The sequence below is a fragment of the Corynebacterium sp. CCM 9203 genome (assembly GCF_041357675.1).
Classification (GTDB): Bacteria; Actinomycetota; Actinomycetes; order Mycobacteriales; family Mycobacteriaceae; genus Corynebacterium.
In genome coordinates this window covers 322617-347256 of the sequence record NZ_JAUERY010000003.1, presented here as the reverse complement: position 1 = coordinate 347256, position 24640 = coordinate 322617, and the positions used below count along the sequence as shown (strand labels likewise).

The 24640-nt window shown below is 60.6% G+C and carries 21 protein-coding genes; 11 read left to right on the top strand and 10 right to left on the bottom strand.

Going from position 1 to position 24640, the window contains the following annotated elements; translation table 11 throughout:
• Window positions 1-56 precede the first annotated feature (56 nt).
• From QWU44_RS08250 to QWU44_RS08230, 5 genes are all read left to right on the top strand, one after another.
• The gene (locus tag QWU44_RS08250) at window positions 57-206 is read left to right on the top strand and encodes a hypothetical protein (RefSeq protein WP_370915201.1); all 150 of its coding nucleotides are present in this window, start codon (window positions 57-59) and stop codon (window positions 204-206) included.
• Between the two features lie 141 nt (window positions 207-347).
• A complete protein-coding gene (locus QWU44_RS08245) occupies window positions 348-683 on the top strand; it encodes a class I SAM-dependent DNA methyltransferase (RefSeq protein ID WP_370915200.1) in 336 nt (111 codons plus the stop codon).
• 324 nt (window positions 684-1007) lie between these two features.
• The gene (locus QWU44_RS08240; RefSeq protein ID WP_370915199.1) at window positions 1008-1562 is read left to right on the top strand and encodes a hypothetical protein; all 555 of its coding nucleotides are present in this window, start codon (window positions 1008-1010) and stop codon (window positions 1560-1562) included.
• A 518-nt stretch (window positions 1563-2080) separates the two neighbouring features.
• A complete protein-coding gene (locus QWU44_RS08235; protein WP_370915198.1) occupies window positions 2081-2386 on the top strand; it encodes a hypothetical protein in 306 nt (101 codons plus the stop codon).
• A gap of 803 nt (window positions 2387-3189) precedes the next feature.
• Window positions 3190-5859, top strand: a complete 2670-nt coding sequence (locus QWU44_RS08230) for a type I restriction endonuclease subunit R (protein WP_370915197.1) — start codon at window positions 3190-3192, stop codon at window positions 5857-5859.
• A gap of 521 nt (window positions 5860-6380) precedes the next feature.
• On the opposite strand, the gene pcaD is transcribed toward QWU44_RS08230, so the two are convergent.
• From pcaD to QWU44_RS08205, 5 genes are all read right to left on the bottom strand, one after another.
• Window positions 6381-7178 carry a 3-oxoadipate enol-lactonase gene (pcaD, locus tag QWU44_RS08225; RefSeq protein ID WP_370915196.1) on the bottom strand — a complete coding sequence of 266 codons (798 nt, stop codon included), beginning with the start codon at window positions 7176-7178 and terminating at the stop codon, window positions 6381-6383.
• Window positions 7179-7511: 333 nt separating this feature from the next.
• Window positions 7512-7784, bottom strand: coding sequence for a metal-sensitive transcriptional regulator (locus QWU44_RS08220; RefSeq protein WP_370915195.1), 273 nt, complete (start codon window positions 7782-7784; stop codon window positions 7512-7514).
• Between the two features lie 583 nt (window positions 7785-8367).
• Complete coding sequence (locus QWU44_RS08215) at window positions 8368-11031, bottom strand: ExeM/NucH family extracellular endonuclease (RefSeq protein WP_370915194.1); 2664 nt, start codon at window positions 11029-11031, stop codon at window positions 8368-8370.
• Between the two features lie 11 nt (window positions 11032-11042).
• The gene (locus QWU44_RS08210) at window positions 11043-13109 is read right to left on the bottom strand and encodes a bifunctional UDP-sugar hydrolase/5'-nucleotidase (protein WP_370915193.1); all 2067 of its coding nucleotides are present in this window, start codon (window positions 13107-13109) and stop codon (window positions 11043-11045) included.
• A 188-nt stretch (window positions 13110-13297) separates the two neighbouring features.
• Complete coding sequence (locus QWU44_RS08205; protein WP_370915192.1) at window positions 13298-13714, bottom strand: DUF5997 family protein; 417 nt, start codon at window positions 13712-13714, stop codon at window positions 13298-13300.
• Between the two features lie 23 nt (window positions 13715-13737).
• Between QWU44_RS08205 and QWU44_RS08200 the strand changes: the two genes are divergently transcribed.
• From QWU44_RS08200 to QWU44_RS08185, 4 genes are all read left to right on the top strand, one after another.
• The gene (locus QWU44_RS08200; protein WP_370915191.1) at window positions 13738-14448 is read left to right on the top strand and encodes a LysR family transcriptional regulator substrate-binding protein; all 711 of its coding nucleotides are present in this window, start codon (window positions 13738-13740) and stop codon (window positions 14446-14448) included.
• 153 nt (window positions 14449-14601) lie between these two features.
• Entirely contained in the window at window positions 14602-15348 is a 747-nt protein-coding gene (locus QWU44_RS08195) for an LGFP repeat-containing protein (protein WP_370915190.1), read from the top strand.
• A gap of 183 nt (window positions 15349-15531) precedes the next feature.
• Entirely contained in the window at window positions 15532-16062 is a 531-nt protein-coding gene (locus QWU44_RS08190) for an N-acetyltransferase family protein (RefSeq protein WP_370915189.1), read from the top strand.
• Window positions 16063-16645: 583 nt separating this feature from the next.
• Entirely contained in the window at window positions 16646-16816 is a 171-nt protein-coding gene (locus tag QWU44_RS08185) for a hypothetical protein (protein ID WP_370915188.1), read from the top strand.
• 7 nt (window positions 16817-16823) lie between these two features.
• Here QWU44_RS08185 and QWU44_RS08180 read toward each other — a convergent pair whose 3' ends face one another.
• Window positions 16824-18230 (bottom strand): class II fumarate hydratase, encoded by a 1407-nt coding sequence (locus QWU44_RS08180; protein WP_370915187.1) that lies wholly within the window; start codon window positions 18228-18230, stop codon window positions 16824-16826.
• A gap of 380 nt (window positions 18231-18610) precedes the next feature.
• Window positions 18611-19612, bottom strand: coding sequence for a class II fructose-bisphosphatase (glpX, locus tag QWU44_RS08175; RefSeq protein ID WP_370915186.1), 1002 nt, complete (start codon window positions 19610-19612; stop codon window positions 18611-18613).
• 371 nt (window positions 19613-19983) lie between these two features.
• Here glpX and QWU44_RS08170 point away from each other — a divergent pair, with 371 nt between their 5' ends.
• On the top strand, window positions 19984-20550 hold the full coding sequence (locus tag QWU44_RS08170) for a DUF4245 domain-containing protein (RefSeq protein WP_370915185.1): 567 nt from the start codon (window positions 19984-19986) through the stop codon (window positions 20548-20550).
• Between the two features lie 27 nt (window positions 20551-20577).
• On the opposite strand, the gene QWU44_RS08165 is transcribed toward QWU44_RS08170, so the two are convergent.
• Both QWU44_RS08165 and xseA read right to left on the bottom strand, forming a co-directional pair.
• On the bottom strand, window positions 20578-20853 hold the full coding sequence (locus tag QWU44_RS08165) for an exodeoxyribonuclease VII small subunit (protein ID WP_370915184.1): 276 nt from the start codon (window positions 20851-20853) through the stop codon (window positions 20578-20580).
• 52 nt (window positions 20854-20905) lie between these two features.
• Window positions 20906-22144 carry an exodeoxyribonuclease VII large subunit gene (gene xseA, locus QWU44_RS08160; protein WP_370915183.1) on the bottom strand — a complete coding sequence of 413 codons (1239 nt, stop codon included), beginning with the start codon at window positions 22142-22144 and terminating at the stop codon, window positions 20906-20908.
• Between the two features lie 118 nt (window positions 22145-22262).
• On the opposite strand from xseA, the gene QWU44_RS08155 reads away from it, so the two are divergent.
• A complete protein-coding gene (locus QWU44_RS08155; RefSeq protein ID WP_370915182.1) occupies window positions 22263-23234 on the top strand; it encodes a 4-hydroxy-3-methylbut-2-enyl diphosphate reductase in 972 nt (323 codons plus the stop codon).
• Between the two features lie 163 nt (window positions 23235-23397).
• Here the strand turns inward: QWU44_RS08155 and QWU44_RS08150 are convergent, their stop codons facing one another.
• Window positions 23398-24606, bottom strand: coding sequence for a DUF6542 domain-containing protein (locus QWU44_RS08150; protein ID WP_370915181.1), 1209 nt, complete (start codon window positions 24604-24606; stop codon window positions 23398-23400).
• Window positions 24607-24640 lie beyond the last annotated feature (34 nt).

Genomic DNA, 24640 nt, shown 5'->3' with positions numbered 1-24640 from the left:
TTCAGTCAGCCGACGTTACGCCCCACCCAGCCAGAGTAATCCGGGGAAAAGCCACGATGCGCGCGAAAACCGCGTTGGTTCACCGCTCGGCGGGCGCTACGGAGGGTCTGCTCATTCCGGTGGCTCTTGCTCCCCGCCGTTCGTCACTCCACCCGAAGAAGGCTAGGAAACTCCTCGCCAGAATGGGGTTTTCACCCCTGATCTAGGGTACTGGCATCTACAGGGGCTTATATCCATCGTGACTGCTCGGGCGATCGGCAGGCGGCACCGGCGGTATGCTGCTGGTGGCGAAGCGGGCGATGGAGGAACTCAACCCGAACATCGAGGTATCCGTCTACGGTTAGGAGATGATGGCAGAATCCTTGGCGCTGGGTAAATCCGATCTCATTGTCTCGGGTATATCTCCCGACGCCATCCGTGACGGTGACACCTTGGCCAACGATCGCTACGAGCGTGAACTCTACGACTACGTGCTTTCCAATCCACCCTACGGTACCGACTGGAAATGCTCCGAGGACGCCCTCGAACGCGAAGCCAAGATCGAGGGTTCTCGTTTCAGTCATGGCCTCCCCCCGGAGTCTGATGGGCAGATGCTGTTCCTGAGCCATGTGGTTCACAAGCTCAAAGAAAAAGAACACGGCACCGCCAAAGGTGGCCGGGCCGGTGTGGTCACCAACGGCTAACCGCTATTTACCGGCGCCCCACAATCCGGTCTCGACCAGATCCGCAACTGGCTGATCAACGGAAACCTCATCGAGACGCGATCATCGCCCTACCGACGGACATGTTCTAGAACACCGGCATCCCACCTGCGTGTGGATTCTGGACAAGAACAAAGAACCCAAGCGTAACGGCAAGATCCAGTTGATCGACGCCACCAGCGTGGAGTCGCCCATGCGCAAGGGCATGGGCACAAAAAGCGTGAATTCTCTGACCAGGATCGTGGGTTCATCCTCGGCCTCTACAGTCCCTTTGAGGAGGCTGATCCGGAGTATTCCAAGGTGGTTATGCCTGATGAACTTGGTTTTGTCGATGTGTCCATGTATCGGATCATGTGTTACTCAGTGGCTGTCCCCGAAGACATCGTCGCTGGTGCCATGGATCACAAGCAGGCACTCACCGGACATGAAGGTGTGATCCGTTCGTGTACTGGTGTTGCGTGGAGCGATCTCCCGACCTACCTACGGAAGGAAGCCAAGGCAGCCGGTTTGAAGATGGGTGTCGGTCTGATCGACCACATCATGAATGCACTCGCCATTGAAGATGAGCACGCCCCAGAAGCAGTCGACCGAAAAGGCAACAAGGTCATCTATACGACATCCAAGCTCACCGAGCGAATCCCATTGGCAGAGGACGTGGATGAGCATATGGCACGTGAGGTAGTACCGTTTGCACTTGCTTTGGTGTGGGACATGGCCGAAACAAAGGTGGGCTACGAGATTCCCATGACCAGGCTGTTCTACAAGCCCGAGGCAATGCCCTCGCTAGAAGAGCACGATGCCGAGATCGAGACCATTCTTGAATCGATTCGTGATCGCTTCCGGGGGAGGTTAAAGGAATGAATCACCCTGTGCGTAAGATGGGATTGAAAAATTATGCGGAAATAAATCCCCTCACAATTGAGTTTAAAGAGGTCCCGGACGGCAAAAATTTGACATTCCTTCCACTTGAGGGTATCTGGGCTTTCGGGTCTGTAGATTATTCAAGAAGTAAACCATGAGACAAGTCGTGTGCGAGCTATGTGCAATTCCGGAGAGGAGATATGTTGGTTACAAAAAGTTGCTCCGGCGGTCTTTCATGGCCAATCAATGATCGCGAAAATCGAGACGGAGGCGGAGTTTTCGACTTTAGAAGTTCACGTGCTTCGTTCACGGAACGGGGCTGACACGAGATGGATTGCTTATAATGTGCTCTCGGGTCAGTTTCTAGATGATGTCTGTGGCGCAGTTTATGGTGTTGGCAGTCTGCAACGAATTTCTGCTGGTTACCTTGGTGATTACAGGGCTCTAGAAACTGACATTGTAAGTCAGCGGCGTATCGCTGGCTACCTGGACCGGGAGACCGTCGAGATTGGCGCTGGGTGGCCGACTTGGACAGGTATGTGGAGCTGCTGGAAAAGTGGAAGGGTGTGGTCAGTTCTGCAATTCTCCAGAGGGTCAGTTCTGGCCCTTCCACTCACATGGTGCATTTGGGATCCTTGGGGAAATTCATCTCTGACTCAGGCTTACCTCATGAGTTTCAGGGGTTGGAAGATGAAGAGCTCCCTTTTTGCAAAGTTGGATCTCTTTCAATTGTGGACGGCAATGCCATTATTCGTGACGCTAGGAACTATATATCAAGAGAAGTAGCTTCGCAGCTTACAGTCGTAATACTACTCGAAGAGTAGCGTTTTGATGGTTAAAATCGGGTAGGCTATGCGTCTCTGCCGCTTTGTCGTAAACAGTACTGAATTCTGTATGGATAACAATATGATGGCTATTGTTTCGCAGGGGAGCATATTGGAGCCGATTACTTACATTTGGCGCTTACGTTGGTAACCCTGGATATATTAGTTCAACCCGGACCGGTCCCCTCTTTGAACGTCCTGGGTCTGCGAATGTTCAGAATTCTTCTTCCTTTGCTTGAAGTGCAAGAGGAATTGGCGCATGAATGAATTGAAGATATTGTCGAGATCGATTCCCTCATCACGGAGTCTACGGGGCTCCGTGATCTTCTTCTCAAACGTCGTTCCGTTCTTATTACTGAGGTCGTTACTGGCCGGAAGTAGGTGTAGTCATGGGTATCTAGTCCACAATGGGGCAGGCATTTGAAGACGCTATTGTCAGCCACCTCGCCTCACACGGGTGGCGGTAGCAGCGTCGGGTGGGACAAGGCCCGCGCACTGTACGTCCCAGACGTGCCGTACTGGATTGAAACCCAGTACCCCGAGGAGTTCGCCAAAGCGGTACCTGGATCGTTGACTGGTGTACAGCGTGACGTCTATGTCGCAAAGCTCCTTGACCGATTGACGCAAGTGTTGGACAAGGCACCCATCCTCAACGCTCGGACGAAGAAAGTTCAGCAGGGTCTCCTCGGTACTCTGAGAAAGGGTTTTTCTCACGCCCAGCGTGGCCAGATGAAGGCCACTTTTGGACCGATGGTGGCTTTATCCCCGAGAATCCGCTCTACACCGGTGCCATCGAGCAGGCGATGCACAACCGGCTGCGCGTACTGCGTCAGGTCCCTTTCGACGTAGCTGGTACCGACACTCTTGATCTGGTCTTGACCGTCAATGGTATTCCCGTGGCTACTTTGGAGTTGAAGACTGACAACACCCAGGCAGTGCGCGATGCCGTCAAGCAGTACAAGGTTGATCGGAAGCCGACGAAGAACCGCCCTCTGCTCAAGCTGGGCCGGGCATTGGTGCATTTTGCGGTATCCAACCAGGAGGTCTACATGACTACGGTGCTGGCTGGTCTGGATACCTTCTTCCTGCCCTTCAATCAGGGCAACGACGGTCATGCGGGCAATCCTGCGAACCCCATGGGCTCAGACACCGCGTATCTGTGGGAGGAGGTCTTCGAACCTGAGCTGTTCCTGCGTATTCTGCGTGACTACGCGCTATGGGAGCCGTCCTCCAAAGGCAACAAGGGACGGCTGGTGTTCCCTCGCTATCACCAGTTGCGGGCCACCGAGAAAGTCATTGGTGACATCGCCGACCGCGGTGCTGGTGGTCGCTACCTGATCCAGCACTCCGCTGGCTCCGGTAAGACCAAGACCATCGCTTGGCTTGCGCACCGGGCCGGGCGCTTTATTGATTCCTCAGGTAAGCCGGTGTTCGATTCAGTCATCGTCGTCACGGATCGCACTGTGCTCGACGACAACATCAAGGAAGGCCTGGACCTGCTGCGGGCCTCCGAGGGACTGGTCGTCAACGTTGACAATAAGCTCGGATCCAAGTTAAAGACACTCGAGGCGGCCCTGACCCAGGGTGGGCACATCATTTCCTGCACCATCCAGACTTTCCCTGCTCTGGCGAAAATGATGGAGCAATCACCTGCTCTGGCTGGGCGCAACTATTGCGTCATCATGGACGAGGCGCACTCCTCCCAGCACGGTGAAGCGGCGACCCGGTTGCGTGAGATTCTCGTCGATGCGGAGATTCCTGACGGCGAGGACATCTCCGCCGATGATGTCCTGCTGGCCATGGATAAGGCGGTGGCCAACTCTCCGAACCTGAGCTTCATCGCACTCACGGCCACCCCGAAGCCGAAGACGTTGGCGGCGTACGGAGCGGAGGACCCGAACAACCCTGACCGCCGAGTAGCGTTCGATACGTACCAGATGAGTCAGGCCATCGAAGAGGGATTCATCCTCGATGTTCTGGCCAACTACTCCACCTATGCCATGTTTGCCCGTATTCGAGACGAACTCGGCCGTGAGGACACCGTCAATTTTGGTGAAGCGGTATCCGATATGGTGCGCTTTGTGCGTATGCACCCGACCTCGATTGCCCAGAAGGTCGAGGTGACTGTCGAGCACTTCCGTCGAAATGTCATGCATCACCTCAACGGGACCGCCAAGGCCATGGTGGTGGCGGCGGACCGGATGTCGGCTGCCACGTGGTCGCACAAGATGAACGAGTACATCGCCAAGCGCGGATACAGGGATATGACCACCCTGGTAGCGTTCTCCGGGGCACTGACCTACGGGGAAGGCGACGATGCCATGGAGGTCACCGAAGCCTCAATGAATGGTGTGCGCGACACTGCTCTGCACTTCCGGGAGCACGACGAAGCCAAGGTGCTCATCGTCGCGAACAAGTTCCAGACCGGGTTCGATGAGCCGAGTCTCTGTGCCATGTATGTTGACCGCAAGCTTTCAGGTGTCCAGGCCGTGCAGACCCTGTCACGGTTGAATCGGGTGTTTCCGGACAAGCCGAAGCCGATGGTCGTCGACTTCATCAACGAGCCTTCGTCCATCCTCGAGTCCTTCACGCCCTACTACCGCGATGCCCACATTGAGGACGAGATCCCGGCGAATGCTCTGGCTGATCTGGGCGACATTCTCGATGCAGCCGCGTTCTACACCCCGGAGGAACTCGATAAGCTCGCTGACGCCTACATTGCGCGCAAGGATGCCGAGACCCTTCAAGGGCTCGTGTCACCCATCCGGGACCGATGGAACAAACACATGCGCGATGCCCGTATGAAGCAGGACAAGGAAGCATACGAGACCGGCAATTCCTTTAGAACCAACCTCATCAAGTACGCCCATGCGTGGGAGTTCCTCAGCCAGATCGTCGACTTCCAGGACGCCCTGCTGCACAAGAGAGCCATTGTGGCGGGCCTTCTGTCGAAGAACCTCAATCTCGAGCACCAGGATGACGATGATGACTACACCGTCGGTATCGAGCTGGTCGGTGTGGCGGTGGAACCGGTTTCTGACTCCTCTGATCTTGGTCTGGCTGGTGAAGAAGCCGACGGCAAGCTTGAGCTACCGGGTTTTGATGGCCGCCCGGTAGGAGAGAACTCACCGGTTCAGGCTGCGTTCGACGAGGCAGTGGATCAGGTCAATCAGCTCATGGCGGATCTAGGCCTCGAAGGCTCGTCAGAAGCGGCGGGATCGGCGATCCGCGCGAGCTACGGCATCCTTGTGGAGGACAAGACCGTGCAGGCACTTGCAAGGGAGAACGACCCTTCCCAGATTGCCGGTACAGACGCCTTCAAAAACAAGGGCTTCGGTGCCATCGTCCAGGCGGCCCGGGAGTCTCAGGAGGTCTTCGAGGCCATCACGGCTGACCCAGACAAACTCGACAAGTTCCTTGAGGTCCTGGCACACATGATCGTGGCAGCCAAGGACGAGCAGGAACCTCAGTAGTCACCACGAAGGGCGTCCCATGCCAGTGGTCTGGCATGGGACGCCCTTCGTGGTGCTGACGGCAACGGTCACGATGATGGGAGTGCAGTAGTCGGACTATTTCCAGGACGATGGCGTAACGACGCACTGATATCGACTAGACTACATCGCATTCGATCGCTCAGGGGGGGAGAGGACGGTCTAAAAACCGGGCTGCTACGAATGGAGGAAAACCAGTCTGTAAGGGCATGAACGTACGTCATCCCGTGTGCCACAGAAGCTAGAGCATGGTGATCCGGCTGGTTTTTAAACTTCGTCGGTCGGCTATCGAGTGCCGCCGGACCACACTTCCTCGTCAACACGAGGTGTCACCGTCGATTGGCTCTGGCGAACTCACCGGATTGGACAGGGACCGTTCAGGTACACAGTCACTTCATCGGCCGGATGACCGATCCGCTCGTGACACGGAAAACCGCCCGTCTCACCGTTTTTGTACACCGGTGGGGCGGGCGGTTTCGCGTCCGGCTGTTGTCCGGGTGGGATCAGACCGCGGCGGTGAAATGCTCGGCGAGCAGTTGGTTGACCACGGCGGCTTGCTCCACGTTGACGAGGTGGGCGGCCGGGCTCACGGACTCGAGACGGGCGCCGGGGATTCCGTCGGCGAGGACGCGCACCACGTCCGGCGGGGTGGAGGGGTCGTCGGTGGCGGAGATGACCAGCGTCGGGGCGCTGATCTCACCCAGCCGGGGGCGGGAGTCGAACTCGGCGAGTGCCTCGCAGCACGCCGCGTAGCCCTCGTCCGGGCAGGCGGACACCATCGCCTCATAGTCAGCGAAGGCTCCGGCCTCACCGAACGTCGGTGTGAACCAGTTGTGTGCGACGGTATGCGCCAGTGCCTTCGTCCCCTCCGCACGCACGGTGGCGGCCTTGTCCCGCCATGTTTGTTCCTCGCCGAACTTCGCCGCGGTGGACACCAGGGTCAGACTGGTCACCCGCTCGGGTGCGTCTAGCGCGATCTGCTGGGCGATTGCACCGCCGAGGGAGAGGCCGACGATGTGTGCACGTCGGACTCTCATGTCGTCGAGGGTCGCCAGCACGTCCGCCGCGAGATCCGGCATCGAGTAGGGTCCGTCCGGCACCGGGGAGGCACCGTGACCACGAAGATCCACGGCCACCAGGGGCCACTTCTCCGATAACGGTCCGATCTGTTCCTCCCACATCGAACGGTCGGAGCCGAGGGATCCGATGAGGACCACCGGGATGCCGTCTGCCGTTTCGCCGGTTGCCTTCACGTCGAGACGGACGGTGGAACGTGAGGTGTTGTTGTTTTTCTCGGGCATGGAGCCGATCATCCTTCCGTCACCGCACGGGGGACCGGCGGTGTGGTCTCGTCTGGTCTCTGCTAGTCGGATCATCGCCGAGTGTAGCGCCTGTACCCGGGAGTGGAGACGGACAGACTCAGCTCCGCTTGAAGAGGCGAGCGAGAAATCCGGTTGGCGGTTCATCGGCGTGTCCCGGGCACCGCTCCGATTTCGGGACGTTGCGCATGACCTGTTCGACGTGTTGGCCGCATCCGGCCCAGGTTGTTTTCCCGCATTTGCGGCAGGTGACTGCTCTACACATCGTGTTCTCCTTGATTGGGTTAGCGGTTTCTGTGAGGTGTGGTCGGGTGCTCAGGCGAGCATGAGAAACAGTTTCTCCAGTTCCTCGGGGGTGAGGTCGCCGTCCTCCCGGGAGTCTTCGTCACGGAGGCACCCTTTCATCGCTCCGGAGATGATGGCGTAGCCGGCCCGGTCGAGAGCCGAACTGAGGGCAGCCAACTGGGTGACGACGTCCCGGCAGGGCGCGCCAGATTCCGCCGCTTCGATGACGGCGTTCAGTTGTCCGCGTGCGCGGCGCAGCCGGTTGAGTATGCGTTTCTTGTCCTCGGGTTGGAAGTCGGTCATGGTGGTATCGCTCCGTGGGATTGAGGTGGGTTTTCGTGCAGTTTGCCGTCAGGACCGGTTGGGTTTGAGGACGACGTTGGTTGTGCCCCCATCCGGGCTTCGAGGGTTAGTATGCCGCCGGAGAGGGGCACGGCGTCGATACCGTTCTGATCTCTGATCGCGGAAACGGTAGGCCAGATACGAATACGCGTTGGACGTGTACAGGATCTGGGATGGGCCTTCCGTTCGCGGTGCTGCGCAGTGATTCCAGGGCCTGGATGGGCAAGATGCCCGCGGTGTTTTTCTTTTCCGTCTAGTAGAGGAGTCTGTAGCTCGCGAAGGTGAGAGAACAAGTTCGAGGGCGATGATTTTGACGGATTTGGCCGGGTGCGGGAGTGGGGGCGCAGGTGATTCCGACTGTGACACCTCCGGCGATGATGAGTCTCATGGTGTGTTGACGGGAGTACCGATACGGAATTATATACCCCCCGGGGTATATGGGTGCAAGTAGTCCACTGCTCCATCGGAGTTGTGGAAACACGGAACGGCCCCCGCACCATTCCTTCCGGATGTGCGGGGGCCGTCCCGTGAAACCGTCGTGCGATCAGCGATGGAGCAGTCCCTTTAGTGCGGGGAGTCCAGTGAGCCACGCAATGAGCCCCCCGAGTCCCAGCAGTGTCAGGAATCCCGCCACCACCGCCCGGAACGTCGACCCCTGCACCGGTCCCGTTGATCCGTCCGGTGTCCCGGGCCCGGGCGTGCCTCCACCGAGGGAGAACCCGACCTTGATCGGATCATGGTCGGAGGCACGGAACGGGTCGGGGGCGAAGTAATCGACCGCGTTAACGTTCCGCCTTGAGTACTCGAACGCGGTGGACTCGTCGGAGTTGATGTCCCACACATCGGCTCCCGTGGTCACCGCCATACCCCGCCGGTTGGCTAGGACATGGTCGAGGGAACCCAGACGGCCCCCGTACTGGTAGCTCGTTCCGGCGTCGAAGTGCCGGCCGACGTTGGTGAATCCGGCGTCCTCGATGATCCGCACCGCGTCCTCGCGGGAATAGGAGTTCAGGTCCCCGATGATGAACTGCGGGAGGTCACCCCAGTCCTCTTGATCCGCGAGCCAGGACACCAGCGCCAGGGACTGGGCGGCACGCAACCTGGCATTGTTGCCCTGACCGTCGCCGGTGTCCGCGTCACCGCGAGCGACAGAACCCTTCGACTTGAAGTGGTTGACCACCGCCACGACGTGTGTGCCGCCGTCCACCGGAGCGAATTCCTGGGCGAGTGGTTCCCGGGCGATGCCGGTGAAGGCCTCGTCCGTGAGGATCCTGGACTCACCGACCGGACGGACGCGCGCCGGATCGTAGATGAAGGCGGTGCGGATCACGTCACCAGCACCCGACCCACCCGGAATGGTCGTTGGAGAAGGCACCGCGGCCCAGTTCCCTCCGGCTGCATTCAGTGCGTCGACGAGATGGTTGAGCGTGGCGTCGCGGTCGTGTCCGAACCGGGAACTGTCCTCAATCTCCTCCAATCCGAGGATATCGGCGTCCAGGGTGTTGATCGCAGAGACGATCTTCGCCCGCTGGTCCGCCAGCGCCTCCGGTGTATAGGCGCCCCGGACCGTGCAGCGGTCACCGGTTACCGGAATACCGGCACGGTCCGTGACCGGAGCACACCCCGGTTCGTCGCGGCCGAGATCGGTGAAGAAGTTGAGGACGTTGAAGCTCGCCAGGCTCGTGTCGCCACCGACCTCGTCCGGCCCGCCGCGTTCCGCATCCCGGCCGGAGGTCCAATCCACCGGTAGGCCGTCTGCCGGGGTCGAACCATCGACGGGGGTGGTCGGCTGCAGGGTCCATGACCCGAAGGAGTAGCCGAGCACCATCGGCCGAGAAAAGGTCACGTGATCCCCGGTGCGAAGGGGGCGGGGCTCTCCACCGGCGCTGAGATACGGCAGAGGCACGTCGCGGGCCTCATTGTTGCGGAGGAAATCACGGGAACTGCCGTCGTCGATTGTCAGCAGTCGGCGTGCGTTGTCCCGCTCGTACGCGATAGCGGCCGCGCCGGGCTGGACAACGTCGGTCGCCTGGTACAGCGGGGTGTCACCCGCGACCACACCGAAGCTGCCGTATCTGTTGAGGTTGTAGTTCTCGGTCACCGTGTGCACGCCCGTTGGCTGGAAGAGCATACCTTCGTGGGCTTCCCGCAGTGCCGGATCCTCGGGGATCGTGTCGGTGATCGGGGTGACGGGTTCCGCGCAGTCGTGTGTGGTCGCCGCGTCGATCGGGACGAATTGCCCCGCGACCTGGGTCTGTCCGTGGAATTCCGAAACCGTTCCGGTGACGCTCACGCAGGAACCGATGAGATCAGTAGAGGGCTCGGAACCCCGCCCGGTGTAGATGAAGACACCCGTGGATGCCGCATTCGCGCCGTGGAGCTGACCGGTGCCTCCGGTCTGCAGCGCGAAACCGCCGAGTCCGCCGTCCGGCCAGGTGGCGGTGATGATTCCGGTGGTACGTACCTTCTCATTGACGAGCGGGGAGACGTCACCCACGCCCTGAATCTCCGCGATCGTCACCTCTCGGGGATCGGCTGGGGCGGGTGTTCCGGGATCCGGTTCGGGATCAGGGACCGTGGCGCCCATGGCTGCGCCGCCCGAGTACCTCGGGGAGGGGACGGCGGCGGTGAAATCCGTGGCATTGTCATCGGTGTCCGCCCCGTCGTCACCGCGGGTGGCTGCCAGAGTGTTGTCCAGAGACTGTGCCGGGGTTCCCTCGGAAACCGCTGCGCCGCCGTAGCCGAGGATGTCGATGGCGGAACCGCCGGCAGTGTCGGCGTTGAACGGGGTGGCGTCGGTGGCCAGGACCACCGCACCGGCCCTGCTTCCCACCGCGAGTTGCGGTGCGTCGATGTCTGCCGCGAAGTCGACGGTGCCACCGGATCCCCGTGCCCCGCGGATCAGCAGGTGGGAGTGCGGTGCGATTGTCCCCGTCAGCTCACTGATCTGTCCGGGTTTCGCCGTCGTGTTCTTCGCGGAGAGGTACTGCAGGGTCCACCCGTCGACGCTGATGGGGGAGCTGGTCGGGTTGTACAGCTCGATGAAGTCCGAAGTGAGTGCGGCATCCTTGTTTCCGCCACCACCGTAGACCTGGCTGATGACGATGTTGTCTCCGGCGGGTGTCGCTGTCGAGGGGAGAACTCCCGCGAGTAGGGAGACACCGACAGTGATGAGGGCGGTGGTCGGGAGTGAGAGTCGTCGTGTCATGACCGTGTACCTCACCGGATGCCCAACCAGGCGATGAACAGCTCGATGAGAGCCGCGAGACCTCCGTTGAGGATGTACGCCAGGTTACCGAGGGGACTGCTCAGCTTCTGGATACCCGAGCTGAGGACCGACGCACTGCCGGGGGTCGGGGGCTCCGGTTCACCGGTGTCACCACCTGTGACGGTGAGAGGCAGTTCTGCGATGGTGCCGGAATCGGTTTCGATGTGGAGGGTGAGTGTATCGGAGCCGACCGGGACAGTCAGGGGCACGGTCGCACGGCCGGTCTCATCGTTGCCGGCGACGATGGTGTTGTCGACCGGGACGGTCACTTTCTCGTTGCCCAGCGTGACGGTGACGTTGTCCGGAACCGGTTCCCCGCCGGTGTAGGAGAGTGAGGACAGGTTGACCGTGATCTTGGAGCCCGCCTTCACCGATCCGTCGTCGGCTGCTCCGTCCAGGTGGACGCCGACGGAGGTCTGCTGGTTACGGGGCGCGATGTTCGGGTTAGCCGCGAGGTAGCTGATAAACAGATCAACGTCCAGCAGACCGGTGTCGGTGAAGGTGTTCGATCCCGTTTGGGTGCCGAAAGCGGTGAAACTGTCACCTTCGTTGAGCAGGAACCGGTTCCCGGCGACACGGTAGGTGGCTGTGGGATCGATCGGGGCACCGTTGACCAGTACCCGGGTGATCCGGGCACCCTGTTCACCGGCCGGATCGTAAATGTAGGTGACATTTGATGAGAGACCCAAGGCGAGACGGGTCCGGGACTGGCCGGGTTTCCACTGCTGCTCCAGGAGTTCGATGAACTGTGCACCGGTCATGTCGACCGTGCCGATCGGGTTGCCGAAGGGCTGGACCTGGTACGCGTCGGCGAAGGTCACCTCGCCGGCCGCGAGGTCCGCCCGCACACCACCGGCGTTCATGATGCCGATGTCGGCTTTCAGTGCTGTCTTCGCGTTAATGGAATCGAGTGCCGCATCGGCGAGAAGACTGTTCAGGGAGGACTCCACGCCCCGGTTGCCGCCGGTGTCACTGTCAGTGGAATCCCGACCACGCAGGAAGGCATCCGGGACGGTCGCAACGACCCGTTGCCCCTCCTCGGCGGCCGCTTCCTCTGCGGCGGTCACTATCGCCTGCACCTCGGTGTCGGGGTTTTTGCTGCACTTCGCCCAGATGTCGTCGGCGGTGTGGTTTGAGGCGGTGACGGAGGTGACCTCACCGGTCGAGGGATCAATCACGATGTCGATGTCGGAGAGCAGGCGCCCGTATTCGCCGGGCTGCACAACGACGAGAGGTTGGCGGCCCTTGCGTTCAGGGCCGGTTTCGAGGGTCTCCTTGTGGGTGTGCCCCGCGACGACGGCGTCGAACACGTCGCTGAATCCGGAGTTCACGTGGACTCCTTCATGAACGAGTCCGATGATGATGTCTGCCACATCGGCCCTGGCGATCCGTTCGGCCTCGGCATTCATCGCGGCTACGGGTTCGCTGAACCGTAGGCCTGCGACGCCGTCGGGGTTGACGATGGAGGGGGTCTCCGCAGTCACTCCACCGATGTATGCAACCCGGATCCCGGACTCGGTGGTGATGATGTGGCTGGGCGCTGGTGCCGGATCGGCGCCGGTGATGTTCGCCGCAATGTAGGGGAATCGCGCCTGGCCCGTGCCGTCGAAGGAGACTCGGGTGCTGACGTCCTCGAAGCCATTGTCGAACTCGTGATTGCCCAGGGCTGACACATCGAGGCCCATGGCGTTGAATACATCCAAGGTGGGCTTGTCGCGGAGAATCGAGGAAACGAAGGGAGAGCCGCTGATGAGGTCACCGGCGGCGACGAAGTTCGTGTTTGGATTGCTGTCCCGTTCGGCATTGATGAAGCAGGCGAGAGCTGCGGCCCCGGGATCGAGGAGGGAACCATCGCGGTCCCGGGCCACCGAAATGTGACCGTGGAAGTCACTGGTAGCCAGGATGTTGAGGGTGACTGGCGTCACTTCCTCAGCGCTCGCGGTCGGCGCTGCCAGACCGCTGAATGTCAGTGTGCCCACGGTGAGTGTGGAGAGGAGGGAACGGCGGTGGGTATTCATTGCAAGGTCGCTCCGATGGGGAAATGAGATACGGATCACGGTCCCTTGCAGTTAATCAGTGGATCATATTACCAATGGCGTCATATCGAATGCGCTGCTTTTTCTGCTGGGGATTTTTCGTTTGGTTACCGTTAATTCATCTTTCTGTCATCCATATCAGCCCCGGAACGGGGTACCTGGCGCGAGTGCTATCCTTCCTCCGCGGTGTCACCGGTTTCCGTGGGGTCCCCAGCGGTGGCTTTGCGGGATTCCGCTGCACGCTCTTCTGCGAGTGTGGTCCGGGCCTTCCGCAGCCACTCAGGCTGGTCGGCGAGGAGTGTCTTGATCTCATCGGTGGTCAGGGGTCGGTCCATGTCATTGCGCTTGAGCGCGGCGACGGTGACGCCGAGTTTCCGCGCAACTTCCGGCCGAGGATGCGGTCCGGTGGCCCGCAGGTCGGTCAGCCACTGCGGCGGATTGTGCTGGAGTTCGGCGAACTCCGCGTGGGTCAGCGCATTGCGCTGGAACTCCTCCGGTGCCGCAGGCAGGTAGATGCCCAGCTTCTTGGCTGCGGTGAGCGGCTTCATTGCGGTACTCGACGGCGTGCGTGCTTCAGGCTCTGTCATTGCATCACGGTAACATTCCGCGTATGAATCTCCGTAGCTCCGAGTCGGCTCTCTCCATCGCGTTCGCCACGGGAACCGCACCCGGCAAGTGGTTCACTCGATTCACTGAGCGCACGGGTCATCGGGAGCCGCTGACCGAAGAGAGCCCCGATCCTCTCGGCCGACTCATTGACGGGCGGGCGGACATTGCGCTCGTCCGGTTGCCAGATCTCCGCATAGATGACACATTTCACCTGGTGAAACTCTACGAAGAACAACCCGGAGTTGCGGTTCCGAAGGACAGTGAACTCACGCTCACCGAGGCGTTGGGGGATGATGATCTTGCGGGCCACAGTATCTTCTACTCTCCCGGGGAAGATGGTGTTGTGGATATCGTGGCACTCAATGAAGGGATCGACGTTGTCGCGACCGGGGTCGGCGTCGCCATTGGGCCGAGACCGTTGCTGCGCAGGCTCGGATCAAGGAGAACGGAAAACCGTGACTACCTCGGCGGTGACCCGACAACCGTCGCTCTCGTCTGGCGCATGCGGGACGACTGTGACGAAATTCAGGATTTCGTGGGTATCGCCAGGGGGCGGACGGGGGGAAGTTCAAGAACGGTGCAGCCTAAACGGAGTGCGGCGGAGAAAGCGGCGGTGAAGAAGGCGCGACGGGAAGGCATCGGGGGCACGCGCCGCCAGCCGGGCGTCAGGGAGGGGAGCGGCGGCCCAAAGCGTCAACGCCGCCGCAGATAATCGGCTTCTTTTCACGCACCGCCAAGAATAATGGTGTTACAAGTCAGTGACGGGATTGTGACGCATTGGTATCAGGATTGGCATTAGGTGAAGCAGAGGTGTCATAGTAGGTACTCGGCACTGAACTCCCCTGAATCTAAGGATTTGATTCTCATGACCAAGAAAACCCGTACCCGAATTCTTGCTGGTGTTGCGGCACTGGGCATCTCTTTGAGCGCCGTCGCCTGCTCTCAGGAAGCCAAGGAAGACCTGGATAACGCGACCGACAAGGTCGCTGACGCGGCTTCAGATGCCGGGGATGCGATCAAGGACACCGCCGAGGACGCCAAGGATGCCGTCAAGGATGGCGCTGAAGACGTCAAGGACAGCGCTGAAAACGCAGCCGAGGACGCCAAGGATGCGGCCAAGGACGCCAAGGATGATGCCAAGGACGCGGCTAAGGATGCCAAGGATACGGCTAAGGATGCCAAGGATACGGCTAAGAATGCTAAGAAGGACGCACAGGACGACGGAGACGACCAGAACACCGATGTCACGGATGCATCCGGTAAGAACGTCAGCGTGCCTACCCCGATCGTCGACATGTACGAATCCCTTGGCGGCACTGCAGGTCACCTCGGTAAGCTGACGGAGGTCAAGGAGAAGGACGGCCGTTACCTCGCCGCCTTCAACGAGGGCTACTACATCGCCTACTCCAAGGAGACCGGTGCCCACCGTCTTAACGGCAAGATCGCCGAGGCATGGATGAAGGAGGGGGGACTCGACTCGGATCTGGGCTTGCCCACCGCCTATGAGATTGAGCGCAAGGACGGCAATGGCTGGGCGCAGAACTTCGAGCACGGAGACATCATCTGGTCCAAGACCGATGGCACCTGGAGCGCCAAGGTTGAGACCCACTGATCGGAGAATGAGACCACTCTCCCTCTGATGGGTGCAATGCACTGAGAAATCCCCGGCAATCTCCGGGGATTTTCTCGTTTTCGCATCATGCAGGGACAGATGTTTTTCCGAGACTGTGCTGGTCAAAGAGCTTACCTTTTTCTCAGGTTGCCGTGGGTGCCCCCACGCAATATTCTTCGTGGCATGTCTGAACGCGACTTCATCATCCGACCGCTGACCGAAGACGATTACGGTCAGGTCCGGTACATCTACGAGCGAGGCTTGGACACCGGCCACGCGACCTACGAGCGCCACGCCATGAGCTGGGAGGAATTCAACAGCCACAAGATCATGGACTGCGCCTTTGTCGCGGTTGAACGTTCCGACAACGAGACCGTCCTTGGTTGGGTCTCCGCCGCTCCTATCTCGCAGCGCGAGGTGTTCCACGGCGTCGTCGAGGATTCGATCTACATCGATCCCAAAGCTCAGGGGCGCGGGGTGGCGGGCGCGTTGCTGGATACCCTCATCGCGAAATGCATCGAGCTGGAGAAGTGGGCGATCCACTCCTGGATCTTCCCGGAGAACACCGGATCCACGAAACTCCACCAGTCCCGGGGTTTTGAAAAAGCCGGCACACTCAGCCATCTCGCGAAGATGCCCTACGGCGAACTCGCGGGTCAGTGGCGAGACACCGTCATCTGGGAGAAACTCCTGCCGAAGCCTGAATCTGTGTAACTGGTTACCCGTAAAGACACAAAAAGCCGATGTGTGCTGAACTGGCGCCATCGGTTTTTGCTGTGAGGATACTTCCACCGTCGACGGTTTCTTTTCCCCGGATGGGTCTCCAGATAGCTACTCGCGGCATCAACGAGACTCGTGTGGACGTCCGGCCAGCTCGCGCGCCGCCCCTCCGGTGTCGACCGGGGGTTGGTGTGACAGTTTCTCCTCTGTCGGCGCAGTAATTCACCTGTATCGATCACACCGGGTTCCGTGGCACTCCCGTTGTCCGGACGGAGACGATTGCTCATCAGAAAGGCAGCGTTCGTCACCGGTTACGGAAGATTCGGTAGCTTTTCGCTAATGTGTTCCGGGTTTTTGGTACTGGCCAGTGGATGGGGCTACTTGCCAATGACGGTGTTTTCCTTGAAATCGATGCAATTGAAGAAGGCATGGAGGAGATCCCCGCAGTGCTACAGATGTTATCGGTCGTCGCAGCGGAGAACCTGCACTGCAATTACAGGTCAGGTTGTGTGACCATCAATTATGGCTCGCACTGCACATGTCCCTTCGTCTCGAGTAATGGTGATCACTGGTGCGTATGGCGCTGAGCGCAGCTAAAAACGCGGGTGCGACAAAATGCACCGAGTACATTCAGTCGTCGGACGGACAGCTCATCGTCTCAGCCACATTGCCGGATGCGGAGGAGACGAAGCCCCCACCGGTGCTCTATACACCTGCGGGGGCCGGGACAGCGTTGCCCATGTCCTGAGCGTTGACTACTCGGAATCGCGGTCCGTGTTGCACATCGCGAGCACGTCGAGGCGCTTGTCCAGCTCTTCCTCGGTGAGCTTGTCGCCGTCGACGAAGCCCAGGTCAATAACGGTCTGACGGATGGTGGTGCCCTCCTTCAGTGCGGTCTTGGCGACCTTCGCGGCGTTCTCGTAGCCGATCGCGGAATTCAGCGGGGTCACGATTGAGGGAGAGGACTCAGCCAGGGTTTTCATGTGTTCGGTGTTCGGCTCGATGCCGTCGACCAGACGCTCGGCGAAGACCCGGGAGGTGTTCGCCAGGAGCCGAGCGGACTCCAGGACGTTACGGGCCATCATCGGGATGAACACGTTCAGTTCAAAAGCACCCTGTGCGCCGCCGAATGCGACGGCTGCATCATTGCCGATGACCTGGCACGCAACCTGGGTTGCGGTCTCGCACAGCACGGGATTGACCTTGCCCGGCATGATCGAGGAACCCGGCTGGAGATCCGGGAGATGGATTTCGCCCAAGCCGGTCAACGGGCCCGATCCCATCCACCGGATGTCGTTGGCGATCTTGGTCAGGGACACCGCGACGGTCCGCATGGCTCCGGAGAACTCGACCAGGCCGTCCCGGGCAGCCTGCGCCTCGAAGTGGTTGATGCACTCACGCAGTTCCTCAACCCCCGTGAGGTTCACCAGTTCCCGAGTCACATCCTCACCGAATCCGACCGGGGTGTTCAGACCCGTGCCGACGGCGGTGCCACCGATGGGGAGTTCGCCGAGACGGGGCAGACACGCTTCCACACGCTCAATGCCGGCGGCGACCTGGCGCGCATAGCCGGCGAACTCTTGGCCCAGCGTTACCGGAACTGCATCCATCAGGTGGGTGCGGCCGGACTTGACGACGTTTTCCCATTCTTTCGCCTTTGCGGAAAGGGAATCATGCAGGACCTGAAGGCCCGGAATCAGATCCTTGACGGCTGCCTCCGTGGCCGCGACGTGGGTCGCGGTGGGGAAGGTGTCGTTTGAGGACTGACCCATGTTGACGTCATCGTTCGGGTGGACGTCAACGCCAGACTTTTTGGCGAGAGAAGCGATGACCTCGTTCGTGTTCATGTTGGACGAGGTACCTGAACCGGTCTGGAAAACATCGATGGGGAATTCACCATCGTGCTTACCTTCCGCAATCTCCTGTGCGGCGGCGATGATCGCATCAGCCTTCGTCGCGTCCAGAAGTCCACGATCCTTGTTCACCTGCGCACAGGCGGCTTTGAGCAGGCCCATGGCCCGGATCTGCGCGGACTCCAGGCCGCGCCCGGAGATCGGGAAATTCTCCACGGCGCGTTGAGTTTGGGCGCGCCAGAGAGCATTGACGGGGACCTTCACTTCGCCCATTGTGTCGTGTTCGATGCGGAATTCCTGCTCAGTCATGAATAACCAACCTCTTTGTCGTGTGAATGAATGTCTCGATGCTGGTTGCATAGCGCTGTGCTCAACCGGGGTCGATCAGTCGGTCGGACCCGGACACCATGCGGTGCACGCGTTCCCAGTATGGCCGAAAACGGGGGTGTCGTCAGGTTCCCATCACCGTGGTGGGTGGCTTGTGAAACAGATCGCAGCGCAATGCCGTACGGAGCGTCATCGGGTCCACACATCCGGGGGTGATTCGGTCTTCTCCAAGCCGGTTCCCCACAAACCGCGGCCGTCACACCTCAAGCCTTCGGTGCCCGAGAGAACGACGACACCCGTGCCGGATTTCCAGGGGCGGGTGTCGATACCCTGTGTTCAGGATGGTGTTCCCCGGTGACGGATCAGGAACCGTAGTCCACCACGGAGTACTCCTGGAGCTTCGCCAGTTGGTGTACAGACTCGATGTGGCGCACCGTTCCGGAGCGGGACCGCATGACCAGCGAACGGGTTGTCGCGGACGACGCGCGGTAGGTCACACCGCGCAGCATGTCGCCCTTGGTCACACCGGTCGCAACGAAGTAGCAGTTGTCCGAACGGACCAGATCGTCGGTGAACAAAATCCTATCCAGATCGTGGCCGGCGTCGAGCGCGCGCTGGCGCTCCTCGTCGCTGGTGGGGTGGAGTTTACCCTGGATCTCACCGCCCATACACTTCATGGCGCAGGCGGTGATGATGCCCTCCGGGGTGCCGCCGATACCCATCATCAGGTCCACCGAGTTGGTGGTCTGTGCGGCGGCGACCGCACCGGCTACGTCGCCGTCACGGATGAGACGGACCTTTGCGCCCGCCTCACGGATGTCCGCGATCAGCGAGCGGTGGCGGGGACGGTCAAGTACGACGACCGTAACGTCGTGTACGGGAATGCTCTTCGCCTTCGCCACGGCCTTGATGTTGTACTCGACGGGGGCGAGGATGTCGATCTTACCGGCGGATTCAGGGCCGCAGGCGATCTTGTCCATGTAGAAGACCGCGGACGGGTCGTACATCGAACCGCGCTCTGCCGCCGCAAGCACCGAGATGGCGTTCGGACGGCCCTCCGCCATCAACGTTGTACCATCGACCGGGTCCACGGCGATGTCCACGGCGGCCCCTTCACCGGTGCCGACCTCCTCACCATTGAACAGCATGGGGGCTTCGTCCTTCTCGCCCTCACCGATGACGATGACACCACGCATGTTCACGGAGTTGATGAGCTTCCGCATCGCGTCGACTGCAGCGCCGTCGCCCTCGTTCTTCTTACCGCGTCCAACCCACCGGCCGGATGCGAGTGCGCCCGCCTCGGTGACACGGACGAGTTCCATCGCGAGGTTGCGGTCCGGAAGCTCGGGTTTCTGGATGCTCATGATGTCAGTGCCTCCTGTAAGGCGCTCATGTGCGGCCGTCATCCCGCCCACAGTGACCCGGAAAACACCCGGCACAGCAGGCGGTACGGATGCGACCGCTTGTTTGTAGTCGTAGGTCAAATATTTTTCAGCTACGGGCGCGCAGTCATATTCCACCAGGAGGCGCCCCCGACGTATCCCGCACGAACTGCACGCGCGGTACTGCGTCCGGGATCTGTCCGTGCGTCCGCTGCCTCCATTGTTGCACTTTCTGACCACCGTTGGGGGCAATCTGTACGGTTCAGATAATTGCGTTACCCCCGTCTGATCACCGTAGTGTCGGCCGGATACTGGGGGCGGGTGGAAAAGAGGGTTCTGACATACTGGTCACCGTGGCCGAGAATAAACCCCGTATCTTCCAGGACAGCAGGGACATGATCATGTCTCTGGTCGTTATCGTCGTCATCATGGCCGTCGTAGTCAGCTTCACCGGGATGTGTTCGCTCCGCAAAGATCCTGTCGAGAACGGGCCGATCCATGCCGTGGATGCGGAGAGCTTCCTGGAACTCCAGTCCCGTGCCATGACCTTCCCGGTCCGGCTCCCCGAGAGTCCCGAGGGGTGGATCGCGAACTCAGCGCGTCGGCACCCGGTCAACAACACTCCCGCACCACTCGTAGGCTGGGTTACGGCGAAACGGGGATACCTGCAGCTCTTACAGACGGACCAGCCTGTGGAGGATGCGGTGAAGGGCCTGGATTCCCACCCTCGTGAGATCGCCGACACCCGCGACGTGGACGGGAGAGAGTTCACTGTCTGGACCCCCTTTGAGGACACCGCAGACACCGTGTGGACCACGACCTACAGAGATGTGAACCTCATTTTCGCGGGCAGCGCCAGTGACGAGGAATTCACTGAACTCATACACAACACACTCGTGGCGGAACCGTTCCGCCACTGATCACCACCGCAGGTGTATCCCTGGGTATCAGGCGTCATCAGCCGCCCGGGACGTGATCTCCGCGTCGGACCGGAGAATAGCCTCAACCCTGTGCCGCGCTCCATCGAGATGCTCCTCACAGCGCTTGGCCAGGGCCTCACCGCGCTCCCAGAATCTCAGCGACTCATCGAGGGGCATCTGCCCGTGCTCGAGGATCTTCACGATCTCGACCAACTCATCCCGGGCCGCCTCATAACTGAGTTCCGAAACCGGAGGAAAGGCATCTTCCTTCGGGCGCCCCGTACCTACTGCATCACTGTTCACGTTTTCTCTCCTGTATTGGTGTCGAATCAGTTCCACGGAGGCGTTACCCACTTCAGTCAGATGGGCGGACAGCCATCGCCGCAGCGGTGATCGAGCCATCGGCGACCCGGATCCGGAGCTGACTACCGGGAGGGGTTTGAGTAATCGATGTCACGACCTCGGGCTCCGCTGTAACGGGCCCCACCTGTACGACAGCGTAGCCGCGGGCGAGGGTGGCGGAGGGGCCGAGCGTGGAAATTCGGGAGCGGAGGGCCTGGACCCGGGTTTCCTGGCGGTCCAGATCGTGAGTTACCTGCATGCGCAGATGGCGGACGAACTGCACCACCTCTTCGGAGCGCCTATTGATCGGAAGCATCGGATCCGACAATGCGGGACGGCTCCGCAGGTCACGTAGCCCCTGGTATTGCCGTTCCACCCACCCACGCAATGCCTGGGCGCTCCGGCCACGAAGCTCGGTGATCAGTGCGCGTTGCTCCGCGACATCTGGAACAACCCGCTTCGCGGCGTCCGTCGGGGTGGCGGCACGAAGATCCGCGACATTGTCCAGCACGGGTGTGTCCGGTTCATGACCGATCGCACTCACCACTGGTGTCGATGCCGCGGCGACGGCCCGCTGCAGGGACTCCTCTGAGAACGGCAGGAGATCCTCCACTGACCCACCTCCCCGAGCGATGATGATGACATCGACCTCCGGATCGTCGTCGAGAGTACCCAGTGCCCGGATAATCTCCGGCGCTGCCGTCGCCCCTTGTACGGGAGTATTGATCACCCGGAACCGGACCTCCGGCCACCGGTCCTTCGCAACCGAAAGCACATCCCGCTCCGCTGCTGACCCTCTACCTGTGATCAGTCCCACACAATTCGGAAGATAGGGGATCCGCTTCTTCCGTGCCGGATCGAACAAGCCCTCGGCGGCCAGACTGCGCCGCAACATCTCGATTCGGGCGAGTAGTTCACCGATCCCCACCGGGCGGATCTCCGTCACCCATAGAGAGAAACTGCCGCGCCCGGGATAGAAAGCAGGTTTACCGTGTACGAGGACCCGTTCCCCGTCGCGTAACGGCGTCGGAGAGTTGCGGAGCAGCGAAGTGTAACAGGTGAGCTGCACACTCGCGTCGGCTTCCGTGTCCCGCAAGGTCAGGTAGGAGAGTTTCCAGCTAGGTTTCGCGTTGATCTGTGTGAGCTGCCCCTCCACCCAGACGTGCCCCAAGCGTTCGATCCAGGCTTTGACCTTCGCGTTCACTTCACGAACCGGCCAAGGCCGATCAGCGGATGGGGCGGCGGAAGTCACAGGCGCACTACTCCTTGATTATGCTCGGCATCAGGTGCGGCGGGAACCTGTCCCGAAGAGCCGGTTCCGAAAGCCTCATTGTAGGCGTTCAACCGCACCTTTGGTTACGCTGTAGCCCATGACGTCACCCGTTGCCACTGAAAAAAAGGTTCTGCTTGCCGCCCCGCGCGGTTATTGTGCCGGAGTTGACCGTGCGGTCGAGACCGTCGAGCGGGCCCTCGAGAAATACGGCGCCCCGGTGTACGTACGTAAGGAAATCGTGCACAATCGCTATGTCGTGGACACTCTCGCCGAGCGCGGGGCGATCTTCGTCGACGAGACCTTCCAGGTACCCGAGGGATCTCACCTCGTCTTCTCCGCGCACGGTGTCAGCCCCGCCGTGCACGCAGAAGCCAAGACTCTCGACCTGAAGACACTGGACGCCACCTGCCCCCTCGTCACGAAGGTCCACAATGAGGTGAAGCGCTTCGCGCGCCAGGGATACCAGATTCTTCTCATCGGACATGAAGGACACGAAGAAGTCGAGGGAACCGCCGGTGAGGCCCCTGACGTCGTCCATCTCGTTGACGGTGTGGAGGGAGTGGATAAACTCGATCTGAAGGCCACGGAGAAACTGATCTGGCTGTCCCAGACCACTCTCTCGGTGGATGAGACGATGACCATCGTCCATCTACTCAAACAGAAGTACCCCCAACTCCAGGATCCTCCTTCGGACGATATCTGTTACGCCACCCAGAACCGTCAGGTTGCGGTGAAGGCTATCGCGGAACAGTGCCAGCTCATGATCGTTGTTGGTTCGCAGAACTCGTCGAACTCCAAGCGCCTCGTCGAGGTCGCACTCCAAGCTGGAACCGACGCCAGCTACCTCGTCGACTATGCTTCCCAGGTCGACACAGCCTGGTTTGAGGGGGTCAGATGCGTTGGCGTGACATCAGGCGCCTCCGTCCCGGAAATCCTCGTCCGAGATGTGCTCGAGCTCCTTGCCAAACATGGTTACACCACTGTTGAGGAGGTCACTACAGCGGCTGAAAAACTGGTTTTCGCACTACCACGGGATCTCCGCCCGAAGGACTCCGTCGGACGCAGATAAAACACCCGGCTCCTCAAGCTCGGCGAGCCGTATAAGGAACCGGGATCTCATCTTCGTGCAGAAGAAAGATAGATCCCGGTTTTCCTATGTGGGGTACTGGGGCACAAAATCAGGGGTGTTAGACCGAGTGGGCAACGCCCACTGAACACCTGTGCGACACAGGTCAGGTGTAGAGATCGTCGTCCAGCCATGTCGGGCGACGCCTGGGTTCGGGCTCCGGAGAGCTCTCAGACGACGGGCCGGGTGCCGGAGCCTGGGGTCGTGCCGGACTGTTGCCCGCTGGGCGGTCGTCCCGAGATCGTATCGGACGTGATGCTGCGCGCCGCTGGCGGGAATCTCGCGGATATTCGGAGGATTCCGCGTGACGGGATCGGGTGCCTCGAGGATCCTGGATCCGACCGCGTGCGGTCTCCCCGATCATGTACCGGTCTCTCCTGAGATCAGGGCGGCGCTGCGATGCGCCGGACACCGACCCAGGGCGAGGCGCGGGCCGCACTCTGATGGGACGGTCGGTTGTCCCGGCTGTGCGTTCCGGGAGACGTGGCCGTGGGGTCCGGGGATGGCTGTTCTCCGTAGGACGACGGATTGAGGCACGTTCTGTCACGGTGTGCCGACCGGCATCTCCGGTTGTCTGCGGGTGGGGGTGTTCCCTTGAAGGTCGACGGCGGGGGAGTGGGGAACTATCTGAGGGGGATTCACTGGTGCGTGGCCGCTTCCGGTTTGCTGCTGCGGCTTTCTCTTCAAGTGCTTTCTGCCGTAGCTCGGCGACCGTGGGTCGAGTATCCCCATCGATCTTCTCGCGGCGAGCCCTGGAATCGACGTCCCGTGCTGCTCCGATTCTCCTAGCGCGAGACGCGGCAGCGATGTTGCGCTGTTCGGCGACGGTGAGTTTGCGTCTGGTCTGACGATGGGTTCGTTGGGCCGCGATCTGTAGTTTACGGACACGGGCCAGTCGGAGGATAGCTATCAGAATGCATCCGACGGTTGTTGCCGCAAGGACCGGAAAATGCTGGGCCAACGGGTAGATCGCCGTGACGATTCCGGTGGTGGAGAATGCGTCGCTTCCTTCAGCCGCTGTGGAACGGGCGACGGTCCACGCCGCGATGGGGGTGGCGACACCGAAGAACAGCGGCATTCCGGTGACCGTTAACCAGAGCCCCCGGGGGCACACTGTTAGCGTACAGCCGAGGGCTGCTGCGGCGAACAAGCCGAGATAGACGACACCGATCTGCTGCTGATCGACGCTGATCGCCGTGCCGGTGACCAGCGTCAGCACCATGATGAGTGGACAAATCCAGATCGGGAAACCGGCACGCAGACCGGATTGGCCGGGGCGTCGGGTCTTCGACCGATTCATGGGCTGCTGGGGCACGGAAGGCTATGTTACCGACTTCAGGCCTGAAATT